Genomic DNA, 12,771 nt, shown 5'->3' on the forward strand with positions numbered 1-12,771 from the left:
CGGCATCCACCGCCTGTTTTCGTTTCCCTCCTCCCATCGTTCAAAAGGAACCACACCATGCGCCGCTCCCTTGCCCGATCCATCATTGCGCTGGCCTGCGCCCCGCTGCTGGCGCTGGGCGCCTTCTCTGCCGCCCATGCGCAGGACACGAAGGAACCCCATGCCCACGGCGACAAGGAGATCCAGGCCGACGTGCAGCGCCACCGTGCCATGGCCGCCGCCCACGAGGCCGCGGCCAAATGCCTGGAGGCCGGCAAGGGCCACGACCAGTGCGTGAAGGATCTGCAGGCCGCCTGCAAGGGGCTGGCGATCGGCAAGTACTGCGGGATGAAGCACCAGCACTAGAGCCTGGCATGGGATTGCTCTGCCGTAAGACCGCCACATCGTGGAAAATGGCAGAGCCGGAAAGTTGTATTCGCTCCATGAAACCCTCCCTCCTCGTCGTTGCCGGAACGGCCGCCTGCGCCATGGCCTGGGCGGGTGCGTGCATGGCTGCGGGCACGCCTTCCGCGCAGGCACCGGCGGGAGGAGCGGGCGCCCAGCCGCCGCTGTCGCCGCCGCTGGGCGGCCCTCCCGGTGCGGGCGGGTTGCCTGCAGGCACCGGCGCGGGCTACCACAGTCCGCAGAGCCCGATCAAGCCGCTGCCGCGTCGCGAGGACGTGGTGCCGTGGTCCACGCTGACGGGTCTCACCAAGAAGACGCTCAAGACCCGTATCGCGCCCGTGTTCAACGCCGAGCAGAAGGTGCTCGACGGCAAGGTGCAGCGCATCCAGGGGTTCATGGTCCCGATGGACACCCGCCCGCTGCAGCGGCATTTCCTGCTGACTTCCGTGCCGCTCACCTGTGCGTTCTGTATTCCCGGCGGGCCCGAGAGCATGGTGGAGGTCAAGGCCTCTGTGGGCGTGCCGTATTCGCTGGAGCCGGTCGTGGTCGAGGGCGAATTCAGGCTGCTGGGCAATGACGAGTACGGGCTCTTCTACCGCATGGTCAACGCCGAGCCCGTGAAGTGATCCGCGCCGCAGCCACCCACCGCGGCGCCAGGGGCGTCCACCTGCCGGCCGGAGCCGGGCCGGCGCGGTCACGCGCGCTGGCGCTGTGGCTGTGGTTCATGCTGGCCGTGGCCATGTCGCTGGCGCCGGCGCTGGGCCGCATGCACCAGGTGGTGCACGGGCCCGCGGCGCAGGGGATGGGCGCGGTCGCGCTGCCGTCGGCCGGCCCGGCGCACGCCGCGCGCCCGGAGATCGACCAGGCTGCCGTGCGGCACCCGCCGCATGCCCATCCTGCCGGCATGCTGGAAGCGCTGTTCGCCGGGCATGCGGGCAGCGACTGCACGCTGCTGGACCATTCGCTTTTCGGCGCGGCCTTGCTGTCTGCGCTGCTGCCGGGGGCCGCTCCCGCGGCCGCCCCCGCACCGCGCGGGGTGCCCGCCACCGGCATCGGGGCCCGCCCGCCGCTCACCCGCCTCGCGCGCGCCCCTCCGGCCGGCCTGGCCGCTTCGGCGTAGCAGCCGCGGCCCGTCGGGCCTCCCTCAGGGGCTTCTTGCGGGCCTGCCTTTGGGCTGCTCGCGCTGTTCGCGCCGCTCGCGCGGTACCGGGGACCTTCGGGCCTCCGGTGCCACACCATCCCTTCCCTGATCGTTTTTTTGCGACCTCCGGACGCGCCGGGCGCGTTGCTGCGTCCTGCGTGCGTGCCCGCGTTGGCAACGCCGAGCGCGCCACTGCAGCGCGCGGCGGGCGGTGGCCGCCGCGCGTCCCTTTTTTCTTTTTCCCTCTCTCTTGCCCTTCCTTGCCATGACACCCCATACCCTTGCCTGCTCCCTCCGGTCGAACCGTGCCGGCCGTCCGGTCCGCGCCGCGCTCCATCCGCTGGCGTGCGCCGTACTGCTGCTCGCTTCCGGCGCGCACGCGCAGACGGCCGCCACCGATGCGGCCGCCGCTGCGCGTGTCCGGTTGCCCGAAGTGACCGTCACCGGCAACCCGCTGGGCGCCGATGCCGTGGTCGTGCCCGCCGCACAGCTGTCGGGCGACGATCTCACGCTGCGCACCGAATCCACGCTGGGCCAGACGCTGGACGGCCTGCCCGGCGTGAGCAGCACCTACTTCGGGCCCAACGCCAGCCGGCCCATCATCCGCGGCCTCGACGGCGACCGCATCCGCGTGCTGCAGAACAGCGGCGCCACGCTGGATGCGTCGGCCCTGAGCTTCGACCATGCCGTGCCCACCGAGGCCCTCACCACCGAGCGCATCGAGGTGCTGCGCGGGCCGGCCGCGCTGCTCTACGGCGGCAGCGCCGTCGGTGGGGTGGTGAACGTGATCGACAACCGCATTCCGCGCGAGCCGTTGAACGGCGTGGACGGCAAGGCCGAAGCCTCGGCCGCCACCGGCAACCGGGAGCGCGCGGGCGCAGCGATGGTGGAGGGCGGCAACGACCGCTTCGCGCTGCATGCCGACGTGTTCGACCGCGACACCGACGACGTGCGCGTGCCCGTCGAGCTGGGCTGCGAGAAGCCCGGGTCGCCCGGCCTGTCCCGGCGCATCTGCAATTCCGCCAGCCATACGCGCGGCGGCGCCGTGGGCGGCACGGCCTTTTTCGACCGCGGCTACCTGGGCCTATCCGCGAGCACCTACCGCAGCGACTACGGCACTGTCGCCGAGGACGACGTGACCATCGGCATGCGCTCCAACCGCTATGCGCTGGACGGCATGTGGCGCTTCGGCGCCGGCCCGCTGGAGAGCGTGCGCGTGCAGGCCAGCCACACCGACTACCGGCACACCGAGTACGAGGGCGGCGAGCCCGGCACCACGTTCCGCAACCGCGGCAACGATCTGCGCGTCGAGGCGAAGCATGCGCCCGTCGGACGGCTGCAGGGCGTGATCGGTCTGCAGGCCGAATCCTCCCGTTTCTCGGCCGAGGGCGAAGAGGCATTCGCCCCGCGCAGCCGCAGCCGCAGCACGGCGCTCTTCGTGCATGAAGAGCTGGGCATGGACTGGGGTAAGCTGACCTTCGGCGCCCGCACCGAGCGCGACACGGTCGAGTCGTTCGGCAGCCAGGGCATCGACCGCTTCGCCGTCGGGAAGCGAGACTTCCATCCGCACAGCGCCGCGGTGGGCGCGCTGTTCAACCTCACGCCCGCGTGGCAGCTGACGTCCAACCTCTCGTACACCCAGCGCGCGCCGAAAGACTACGAGCTGTTCGCCAACGGCCCGCATGTGGCCACCGCCGCCTGGGAGACGGGCGATCCCACCCTCGGCCTGGAGAAGGCGACCAGCGTGGACGTGGGCGCGGCCTGGAAGAGCGGGCCGAACCGCTTCGCCGCCACGGCCTTCGTGAGCCAGTTCAGCAACTACATCGGCCTCACGCCCACCGGCCTGCTACGCTCGGAAGAGGGCGACCCGGTGCCCGCGGGCACGGACGGCGCGCTGCCCGAGTACCGCTACCAGGGCGTGCGCGCGCGCTTCCACGGGCTGGAGGCGAGCGGCAGCGTGCGCCTCGTGGGCCAGACTGGCCTGCTGGCGCAGTCGTCGCGCCTGATCGGCGACGCCTCCACGCTGGACCTGCAGCTGCGCGGCGACGTCGTGCGCGCCACCAACCGCGACACCGGCCAGCCGCTGCCGCGCATCGCGCCCTTCCGCCTGGGCAGCACCCTGCAGTGGGCGAGCGGCCCGTGGCGTGCCGGCCTGGGCTTCGACTACGTGGCTGCGCAGGACCGCGTGCCCGACGACGGCACCCGCGCCACGGGTGGCTACACGCTCTGGAACGCCTCGCTGGGCTACCGGACGCAGTGGCAGTTCGGCGCCACGCGCAGCAATGCGCTCTGGTATGCGCGGCTGGACAACATCACCGACAAGCTCGCCTACAGCCCGACCTCGATCCTGACGACGACGGCGTTCCCGAAGGCGCCGCTGCCGGGGCGCAGCCTGAAGGTCGGGGTGAGGGTCGACTTCTGAGAAACGCCGGAGCCCGGGCCCGCGAGCGCCGGGGGCTCCGCCGCGCTGCCGGGCGTCCCTATACGTCCCTGGAGGGCGAGGGTCAGACCGCGCCGAAAGGCGCTTGCGGCACCACGCCCGGCAACGGCAGCTGCATCGATCCGTCCGGCATGTCGGTCGGCTCACGCGGCACGCGGATGTGCTCCGGCAGGTGCCGGACCGCGAACTGCGAGGCCGGCAGCGCGACACGCCGGGGGCCGGGGGCCGGCGCCTCCGCGGCGATGTGCGGCCAGGAAGAGGACGGGCTCCTGGCGAAGCCCGTGGCGAAACCCTGCGGCTGGAGGTAAGGCGCCGCGTCGTGGGAGGTCGGTGCGTGCCGCGGCAGCAGCCGGTCGTAGATTTTCTTGACGACGCTGTAGCATTCGCACGACCGCTGCTCCAGCCCGGCACGGTCGACGATCTCGATGCGGCCCCTGGCATAGCGGATCAGCCCCGCCTTCTGCAGCTTCGTGGCGGCTTCGGTCACCCCTTCGCGCCGCACGCCGAGCATCGTGGCGATCAGTTCCTGCGTCATCAGCAGGTCATTGCCCTGCACGCGGTCCAGGCGCAACAGCAGCCAGCGGCACAATTGCTGGTCGAGCACATGGTGACGGTTGCACGCTGCGGTGTGCGACATCTGCAGGATGAGTGCCTGGATGAAGCGCAGCAGCAGCCGCTGGATGTGCGGAAGGGCCACTTCTCGGCTGAGGAAGTCCGTGTGCATGCGCACGGCGGCGCCCCTGATCAGCACCACGGCCCGGATGGCGCCGGAGATCTCGCCCATCACCACGGACATGCCCACCAGGCCCTCATTGCCGATGACCGCGATCTCCGCGGACGAGCCGTTCTCCATCATGTGCAGCTTCGAGACGATGGCAGTGAGCGGAAAGTAGACATGGCTGGTTTTCACGCCCTCTTCGGAGAGCACCTTGCCCGCGGGCAGGTCCACCACCTCCATGAATGGAAGCCATCGCTGCAGATCGGCTTCATCCAGCGCACCCACCAGCGCGTTGCGTGATACCTCGGAAATCCTCAATGGCATGCGCATGGTGTTGGTCGTGAAGTGGTGGGTGCAAGTGCAATATAGGTAAAGTTTTTCGATTTCTCTGTTCGATAGCGAACATAGGGGCGCGATACCCGGGTCCGCACGGTGCGGAAGGCAGGGCCGGGGGCCCGCGGCGCGCACTACAGGGCAGTCAGCCAGAGCGCATGGTTGGCTGCCTGCTTCAGCTGGCGCTTTTCTTCTTCGAGATCCTCGATCTGCTCCAGCGCCCGCGCGAGCGCGGCCTGCAGGTGCTCCACGGTGCGCACGGGGCGCAGTTCGGGCGGCACGGGGGCATGGGGGGCGGGGTCGTCGTGCATGTCTGGGCCTTTCGTCGCGGCCATGCCGCGGGTGGGTTTTTTTACCCGATGGGCCGTCGCCGATCTGTGCGCCAGCGCACGCACGAATCACCCGGCGAGCAGCGTGCTGCCGATGTGCGGCAGCGAACAGACCTGACGCGAACCAACGCATTCAATGGCCGTTCTCCACGACGGAAGGGCGAACCATGTTTTTATCCAGAACCCATTTTTCGGCCCGCGCGGATTCTTCGCGCATGGCCGATGCCGGCGGAGCGCCGCTGCTGTGCGTCGGCATACTGGCGCTGCTGTCCGCGTGTGGCGGAGGCGGCGGCACGGATGCGCCGTCGGCCGAGGCAGCGAGCGCGGGTACCAGTGCCATCGCCGCCTCCGCGGCAGCCGATGCCCTGGCGCCGCGGATCGCGGCGGTGCGCATGCCGTCCTTCGCAGGGTCTTCGGTCGGCGATGCCGTGTCCGATCTCGGAGGTTCCAAATCACAGCCGCAGCCGCAGCCGCAACCGGTCGCGCAGTCCCCCGCCCGGGGGGCGACGGCCGTGGGGACGCCCACCGTCGCACCTTTCAACGGCGGGGTGGAAGACCCGGGCCTGTTGATGCTGCTGCTGCCCGATGACCAGCCCACCGCGGACCCGCGCGTGTCGGCATGGATGGATGCCGCGTCGGAGACAGGCACGCGCATCGCGGTGGTCACGGATGCGCAGTTCCTCGCCATGGCCCCGGGCAAGTCACTGAAATATGCCGGGCTGGTGCTGCCCGATCAACTGCACACGATCGCCACCGACGCCCTGCTGGCGGCCGTGCGCGGCTACGTGACGGCAGGGGGCCGGGCCCTGCTGGCCTACGACTTCGGCGCGCTGACGCTCAACGGCGTCGGCCAGCCCGTCTATCCCATTCCCAAATCGCGCCTCAGCGACCTGGCAGGGGTGGACTACGTGCTGTACGACTCGCTGCTGGACCAGACGGTGGGCCTGGGACCGGTGGCCGCCATGCGCAGCACCATGCGCGAGCTTCTCGTGCCGCCGGGCAAGTCGATGCCCTACAACCTGCCGCAGCCCGCGGGCGGATCGGCCGCGGCCCTCGCGGCGCCGAAGACCGCGGGCCGCGCGGCGGTGGCGACCGGTGGACTCCTGGACGCGGCGGGCCTGGCGTCGGGCGAGGCGCTTTACTTGCCCGCCAGCCCCGCTGATCCGGGCGGAACCCGGGGTTTCGATCCGCAGCAGTTCCAGGCGCTGCCCTCGTATTCGCTGCAGGACCGGCAGCGCGCGGCGGCCGGCCGGGTACGCCCACGGTCTGTGCAGGTGGATTTCGGCAGGGCGTTCAAGGGCCGGCAACCAGCTGCCGCCACCCGGTTGCAGCCGGGCGCGCTGGCACGGCATCCACTGGCCGACGCAGGGGGCAGGGCGGCCGAGGCCACACCGGACTCCGGCGCCGAGTTGAAAGCCACTCAGGAAGACACGCTCGACGCCTACCACGGCTACCTGCTCGGCCACCTGATCTACCCGTCCTACGTGACCTCCGGCACCTACACCGGGACCCCGCTGGCGATCTCGCCCTCCTTCGGGCTCGTGGCGGGCCTGAAGGCCATCGGCACGGGCAAGGTGCTGTTCGTGAACCTGCCTCTGGGCTACCTGAAAGGGCGTACCGACGCGCTGCCGATGCACGGCTTCCTGCGCTATTTCATGGAGCACGTCGTCCAGGGCGCACGCCTCTCGGCCATGCCCGATGGAGTGGCCGGGATGACGCTGGACTGGCACCTGGATTCGATGGCTGCGCAGCAGCCCTCGCTGGCGCTCGAAACCGCGGGCATTTTCGCGACGCACCCCTTTTCCGTGGAGATGACGGCCGGCCCCGACACCATCGAGCCGGGCGACGGCCTGGGCTGGAACCTGAACGCCAATCCCACCGCGCAGCAACTGCTGCGGCGCCTGGATGCGCGGGGCCACGCGATCGGCTCGCACGGCGGGTGGATCCACGACTACTACGGCCTGAACGCCACGGAAGACAACGCGGCGACGTTCCGTCCCTACCTGCTGCAGAACAAGAATGCCGTGGACAGCGCGTTGGGCCGGCCGATGCGCGACTACTCGGCGCCGCAAGGCAACAATCCGCTCTGGGCCATGGACTGGCTGGAAGAGCAGGGCGTGGTCGCTGCCTATTTCGGAGGGCACACGGGGCTGGGCGCTACGCGGCAGTACCGCGACGGAGTCTTGCGCAATCCGTCGCTGTGGGTGTTCCCTGTGACACCCCAGGGTACGTACGCCACGTTCGAGGAATGGCAGGACTACGGCGTGCCCAAGGCCGACGTCAAAGCCTGGTACCACGCCATGGTGGACTTCTCGGTCCGCTACAACACCAGCCGCATGGTGTATGCGCATCCGCCTGGTGCGCACCAGTGGATCGACGTCGTGAAGGATCTGCTGGCCTATGGGCAGACCAAAGGTACGGCGTTCAAGTGGTACACCATGCCGCGCCTGGCCGACTTCATGGCCGCGCGCGACCAGGTGCGCTGGACGCAGGCCCTCTTGCCGGACGGCACGACGATGCGTTTCACCGCCACCCATCCCGCCACGCTCGCCGGGATGGTGTGGACGCTGCCCAAGGCCCGGTACCTGCGGCCGACCGTCACCGTGGCCGGAACGGCCACCGTGACGGACGGGGGCTCCGCCTGGCTGGTGAAGGGCAAGGCCGTGGCCCTGGCGCAGTTCGATGCGCGACGCAACACGTCCTTCGTTCCCTGAGCGTACCCGTTCCCGCACCCGTGAAGTCATCTCCACGGGTGCGGCACTTATGTGGGGAAGCGAACAGACCCGCCACGCACCGCTTCCCAGAATGGCCCCGTGTCGTCCAGAAAGGGAGGAAACCCATGCAGCCTGATCCAGATCCATTCCGCCGGAACGCCGGCGCGTCCGCGCCGCAGCCGGCATCCCGCGTGCCCGGTGTTCCCTCGTTCATTCAGCCCCCCCATGCCAAGGAGCCCGTCATGCAGGACATCCTCATCGTCTCGGGCACCCGGCCCGAGATCATCAAGCTGGCGCCGCTCTACCACGCGCTGTGCTCCCTCGTGTGGGCCCGCGTGCGCTGGCTGCACACGGGACAGCACGAGGAGATGGCTTGCCAGATGCTGAATTGCTTCGCGATCCGCCCGGACTTCGTGCTGCAGCGCGAGGGCAGCACGCTGCGGGAGTTCAGCGCCGGCTGCCGCCGCCAGATCGACCAGGTGCTGCAGCAGCACGCCTGCTCGCTGGTGATCGTGCAGGGCGATACAGAATCGGCCTTCGTGGGCGCGCTGGCGGCCTTCTATCACGGGTTGCCGGTGGCCCACGTGGAGGCAGGTCTGCGCACCTACAACCTGGCGCGCCCGTTTCCCGAAGAGGGTCTGCGGCAGATGATCAGCCGGCTCGCACGGTTCCATTTTCCGCCCACGGCGCGCTCGCGCCTCGCGCTGCAGGCCGAGGGCATCGCGGACGACGCCATCCACGTCACCGGCAACACGGTGGTGGATGCCCAGCACTGGGCCTGCCATCGCCACGGCGTGCAGCGCCGTGCCGCGGGCCGGGGCCACCTGCTCGTCACGTTCCACAGGCGGGAAAGCTGGGGCGACGGCGTATTCGACATCTGCAGCGCCATCGCCGACCTGGCACGGCAGCAGCCCGAACTGAAGGTGCTGTTCCCGGTGCATCGCAATCCGGTGGTGCGCGAACCCGTGCAGGATCTGCTGGGTGGCATCGGCAATATCGAGCTGTGCGATCCGCTGGACTACGTGGAAATGCAGCAGGCGCTCGCCGACGCATGGCTGCTGCTGACGGATTCCGGAGGCCTTCAGGAGGAAGCGCCGACGTTCGGCGTGCCCGTGCTGGTGCTGCGCGACGAAACCGAGCGGCCCGAGGCCGTGCAGGCAGGCTGCGCGCTGCTCATCGGCCCGTCGTACGAGGCCATCGTGCTGCACGTGAACCGGCTGCTGGCAGACCCGCATGCCCATCGGCGCATGGCGCAGGTACAGAGCCCGTTCGGCGATGGCCAGGCCTGCCGGCGCATCGTCGCCGTTCTGGAACGCCAACTCGCGCCCGCGATGCCCATCTCCCTGGCGGCCTGACACCATGCAGACGCTCGGGCTCCTTCCCTCCTTCTCGGCGCAGCCGGTGGCGGCCGCCATGGCCTGCCTGCTCATGGTCGTGGTCCTGTTCATGGTGCTGTACGGCGTGCGGCACTTCATGTTCACCATGAGCCGGCTCATCGGAGAGCAGCGCCATCCGTATCTGGACATCGCCGTGGCCCAGTGGCCCGTCATCACCGTGTTCATCGCCGCGCACAACGAGGAAAAAGTCATCGCCGGCTGCATCGAGGCACTGCTGAACACCGACTACCCCGCGAACCGCATGACGATCATCCCGGTGAACGACCGTTCCACCGATGCGACGGCGCAGATCGTCAACAGCTACCACGAGCGCTATCCGAGCCGGCTCTCGCCGTTCCACCGCACCGGCGGCAAGCCGGGCAAATCGGCGGCGCTCAAGGATGCGCTGCGTTTCGCGGACGGCGACATCGCGATCATCTTCGATGCCGACTACGTGCCCGGGCGCGGGTTGCTCAAGCAGCTGGTCGCGCCATTCTTCGATCCGGAGGTGGGGGCGGTGATGGGGCGCGTGGTGCCCGTCAACAGCGGCGCCAACCTGCTGACCCGACTGCTGGACCTGGAGCGCTCGGCCGGCTACCAGGTCGACCAGCAGGCGCGCATGAACATGAACCTGATGCCGCAGTACGGCGGCACCGTCGGCGGGGTGCGCATGTCGGCGGTGGAGGCGGTGGGCGGGTGGCACGACGACACCCTCGCTGAAGACACCGACATCACCTACCGGCTGATGTTCAATGGCTGGAAGACGGCCTACACCAACCGCTCGGAATGCTATGAGGAGGTGCCTGAGGATTGGCGCGTGCGCATCAAGCAGGTCAAGCGCTGGGCCAAGGGGCACAACCAGGTGCTGGCGCGGCACTGGTGGAAGTTCGCCGCAAGCCCCTACCTGACCGCCGGGCAGCGCGTGGACGGGCTGCTGCTGCTGTTCGTCTTCGTGATTCCGCTCGTGATGCTGGCGGGATGGTGCCTGGCGCTGGGGCTGTATTTCCTCAACGCAGGATCGCTTCTCTCGCAACTGATTCCCGTGTTCGCGCTGATGGTCTACGGGACGCTGGGCAACTTCGCCGCGTTCTTCGAGATCGTCATAGCGGTGCTCATCGACGGCAATCGCCGCCGCCTGCGGCTGCTGCCGCTCAACATCCTCGGGTTCATGGTGAGCCTGTTCGCCATCTCCGGCGCTGTCGGAAGCCTCGTCATGGACTCGCTGCTGCGGCGCGAACTGGTGTGGGACAAGACGGTGCGCTACCGCAAGAAGGTCGGCAATGCCTGAATCCCACCTGATGCTCGTGGCCTTCGCCATGGCCTGCGCCGTGCTCTTCGCGCTGCCGTTCGTGCCCGCCATCAGCGAATGGCGCCACCCCACCGACAGCGCGGCCCTGCCCGTGCCTCCCGACCACGCGGCCGACATCGACCACTTCGCCCGGCGTCTGCGTGCCGATGCACAGGCGCGGCTCGGCCGCGGCGAACCCACGGGCTACGAGGCCTTCGACCTCATCGCCCCCGATGTCCCAACCACCGCTTGGGGTGAGGCCCGGGACCGCCTGCTGGTCTGCGGCGACGTGGCGACCGGTGCCGCCATCTTCGCGTTCCAGCCCGTGTACGTGGACGGCAACCTGCGGGCCGGGCCGGGCTGCGCGTTCTCCAGCCTCTACACCGCCGGCGACCTCGAACTGGGAGAGGCGAGCAAGATCGCCGACTGGGCGCATGCGGACGGCGAACTGCGCCTGGGCGGCGGCAGCACGGCCCTGCGGCGCGTATCGGCCGGCACGGCGTTAAAGCTGTCGGCGCCCTGCTGGTTCGAGCGGCTGCATGCGCCGCTGGTGCGGCTGGGAAAGGCTCCCGCTCTTCCCGCGGAAGCGCCGGTGCCCGCGCGGCCCGTCCAGCAGACAGCCACCTATGCCACGCTCGCACATGCCGTCGAACGCACGCCCGCGCTCTACATGGTGCGGGGGGACTGCGCGCTGCCAGAGCACCGCGTCTACCGCGGGTCGCTGGTGGTGACGGGCTTCCTGACCGTCGGTTCCTTCACCACGGTCGTCGGCGACATCAAGGCGCGCGGAGGCATCGCGCTCGGGGAGGGTGCGGTAGTACATGGAGCGATCACCTGCGAGCAATCCGTGCACCTGCTGCCGGGCGCGCTGGTGCTCGGGCCGGTGGTATGCGAGGGCGACGTGCTGCTCGGCACCCGCACCGTGGTGGGGCTGCACGATGCGCTGACGACGGTGAGCGGGCGCTGCATCGTGGCCGAGGAAGGTGCCACCGTGCACGGCACGCTCTGGGCGCACGAAATCGGCATGGTGAAGCACACATGAAAAGCCTTGCCATGAAAGCCTTCTCCATCCTCCGCACCGCGGCCGCGTTATTTTCCATGGCATCGGCGCAAGCCGGTGCTCCGCCGCAGCTGGATCTGCGGGGCTACGGAGGAGACACCGGGATCATCACCATCCTGCACGGAGGCCAGGCGAGCGATCCGTACTTCACGCTGCAGGCCCTGCTGCTGGCCCACGACAACGGGCTGGACATGGCGGCCCCGGCGGCGCGGTTCGTGGACTGGCTGGTGCCCCTGCAGAAGCCCGACGGCACCTTCGACCGCTTCTGCCGCGAGGGCGACCACTGGAAGTCCTGCAAGACCGCCGATGCCGACGATTCGCTGCTCGCCATGTGGCTGCGCCTGTTGCAGACCATGCCCGCGCACGTGAAGGCGTCGCCCGCGCTGCGCCGGAGCCAGGTGGCCAGCCGGGCCGCTCTGGCCCACCTCTACCAGCCGTCGCGCGGGGTCTACATGGTCTCGCCCGTGTACCTGCACGGCCTGTTCATGGACAACCTCGAGGTCTGGTCCCTGCGCGTGCGCGAAGCACCGGGAACCCGCGGCGGCGTGCCGCCCGAGCAGCTCGCGCGAGCCATCCACGACACGTTCTGGGATCCGGTGAACCGCCGCTTTCTGGTATCCACACAGCTGGAGCAGCGATCGCAGCAGGCGGCTTTCTACCCCGACCACGTGGCGCAGCTGTTTCCGTTGATGGTGGATTTCCCCCTGCTGCCCGCCGCCGCGGACGTGCACTACCGCGACTGGATGCGACAGCACCGCAGCGCGTGGCTCGCACAGGGCCGCACGGACTATCCCTGGGGAATCATCGCCGTGCTGGCGCTGCGCCGCCAGGACACGGACACCGCACGCTGCTGGCTGCGCCACAGCGTCCCGATGCGCCATTCGGCGCGCTGGGCCGTCACCGACGAGGTCGCTTTCCAGATCCTGGACAGCCAGGGGGTGCGCGAGGCATCTCCCGCGGCCTCTTGCCGATAGCGGCCCGAGCGTGC

At 69.6% G+C, this 12,771-nt stretch carries 10 protein-coding genes and 1 pseudogene; 9 read left to right on the top strand and 2 right to left on the bottom strand.

The genetic code is table 11. The annotated features are described in order from the left end of the window. Positions 1 to 57 precede the first annotated feature (57 nt). The 4 genes from Q9R47_RS04125 to Q9R47_RS04140 all read left to right on the top strand — a co-directional run bounded on the left by Q9R47_RS04125 (position 58) and on the right by Q9R47_RS04140 (position 3,947). Positions 58 to 345, top strand: coding sequence for a hypothetical protein (locus Q9R47_RS04125; protein WP_311231939.1), 288 nt, complete (start codon positions 58 to 60; stop codon positions 343 to 345). 77 nt (positions 346 to 422) lie between these two features. Then, positions 423 to 1,010, top strand: a complete 588-nt coding sequence (locus Q9R47_RS04130; protein ID WP_311231940.1) for a DUF3299 domain-containing protein — start codon at positions 423 to 425, stop codon at positions 1,008 to 1,010. Further along, positions 1,007 to 1,504, top strand: a complete 498-nt coding sequence (locus tag Q9R47_RS04135) for a hypothetical protein (RefSeq protein ID WP_311231941.1) — start codon at positions 1,007 to 1,009, stop codon at positions 1,502 to 1,504. The genes Q9R47_RS04130 and Q9R47_RS04135 overlap by 4 nt, the downstream gene beginning before the upstream one ends. 286 nt (positions 1,505 to 1,790) lie before the next feature. Continuing rightward, positions 1,791 to 3,947: a TonB-dependent receptor domain-containing protein gene (locus tag Q9R47_RS04140; RefSeq protein WP_311231942.1), complete on the top strand. Its 2,157-nt coding sequence runs from the start codon at positions 1,791 to 1,793 to the stop codon at positions 3,945 to 3,947. Between the two features lie 355 nt (positions 3,948 to 4,302). Here the strand turns inward: Q9R47_RS04140 and Q9R47_RS04145 are convergent. Further along, positions 4,303 to 5,007: pseudogene (locus Q9R47_RS04145) on the bottom strand (Crp/Fnr family transcriptional regulator); the annotation flags it as partial. A gap of 143 nt (positions 5,008 to 5,150) precedes the next feature. Next, a complete protein-coding gene (locus tag Q9R47_RS04150) occupies positions 5,151 to 5,327 on the bottom strand; it encodes a hypothetical protein (protein ID WP_311231944.1) in 177 nt (58 codons plus the stop codon). A gap of 233 nt (positions 5,328 to 5,560) precedes the next feature. Between Q9R47_RS04150 and Q9R47_RS04155 the strand changes: the two genes are divergently transcribed. From Q9R47_RS04155 to Q9R47_RS04175, 5 genes are all read left to right on the top strand, one after another. After that, positions 5,561 to 8,059, top strand: coding sequence for a polysaccharide deacetylase family protein (locus tag Q9R47_RS04155; RefSeq protein WP_311231945.1), 2,499 nt, complete (start codon positions 5,561 to 5,563; stop codon positions 8,057 to 8,059). Positions 8,060 to 8,301: 242 nt separating this feature from the next. Continuing rightward, a complete protein-coding gene (wecB, locus tag Q9R47_RS04160; protein WP_311231946.1) occupies positions 8,302 to 9,414 on the top strand; it encodes a non-hydrolyzing UDP-N-acetylglucosamine 2-epimerase in 1,113 nt (370 codons plus the stop codon). Positions 9,415 to 9,418: 4 nt separating this feature from the next. Further along, on the top strand, positions 9,419 to 10,723 hold the full coding sequence (locus tag Q9R47_RS04165) for a glycosyltransferase family 2 protein (RefSeq protein ID WP_311231947.1): 1,305 nt from the start codon (positions 9,419 to 9,421) through the stop codon (positions 10,721 to 10,723). Next, positions 10,716 to 11,765 (top strand): polymer-forming cytoskeletal protein, encoded by a 1,050-nt coding sequence (locus Q9R47_RS04170; RefSeq protein WP_311231948.1) that lies wholly within the window; start codon positions 10,716 to 10,718, stop codon positions 11,763 to 11,765. Before Q9R47_RS04165 ends, Q9R47_RS04170 begins: the two co-directional genes overlap by 8 nt. An 11-nt stretch (positions 11,766 to 11,776) precedes the next feature. Beyond that, on the top strand, positions 11,777 to 12,757 hold the full coding sequence (locus Q9R47_RS04175; protein ID WP_311231949.1) for a hypothetical protein: 981 nt from the start codon (positions 11,777 to 11,779) through the stop codon (positions 12,755 to 12,757). Positions 12,758 to 12,771 lie beyond the last annotated feature (14 nt).

Origin of the sequence: Acidovorax sp. PRC11 (assembly GCF_031844105.1) — a bacterium.
In the GTDB taxonomy this organism is placed as follows: domain Bacteria; phylum Pseudomonadota; class Gammaproteobacteria; order Burkholderiales; family Burkholderiaceae_C; genus Paracidovorax.

Coding starts and splice junctions, on each gene's coding strand:
- Q9R47_RS04170 (WP_311231948.1), top strand. CDS start 10,716: ATGCCTGAATCCCACCTGATGCTCGTGGCCTTCGCCATGGCCTGCGCC.
- Q9R47_RS04175 (WP_311231949.1), top strand. CDS start 11,777: ATGAAAGCCTTCTCCATCCTCCGCACCGCGGCCGCGTTATTTTCCATG.
- Q9R47_RS04155 (WP_311231945.1), top strand. CDS start 5,561: ATGGCCGATGCCGGCGGAGCGCCGCTGCTGTGCGTCGGCATACTGGCG.
- Q9R47_RS04150 (WP_311231944.1), bottom strand. CDS start 5,327: ATGCACGACGACCCCGCCCCCCATGCCCCCGTGCCGCCCGAACTGCGC.
- wecB (WP_311231946.1), top strand. CDS start 8,302: ATGCAGGACATCCTCATCGTCTCGGGCACCCGGCCCGAGATCATCAAG.
- Q9R47_RS04125 (WP_311231939.1), top strand. CDS start 58: ATGCGCCGCTCCCTTGCCCGATCCATCATTGCGCTGGCCTGCGCCCCG.
- Q9R47_RS04130 (WP_311231940.1), top strand. CDS start 423: ATGAAACCCTCCCTCCTCGTCGTTGCCGGAACGGCCGCCTGCGCCATG.
- Q9R47_RS04140 (WP_311231942.1), top strand. CDS start 1,791: ATGACACCCCATACCCTTGCCTGCTCCCTCCGGTCGAACCGTGCCGGC.
- Q9R47_RS04165 (WP_311231947.1), top strand. CDS start 9,419: ATGCAGACGCTCGGGCTCCTTCCCTCCTTCTCGGCGCAGCCGGTGGCG.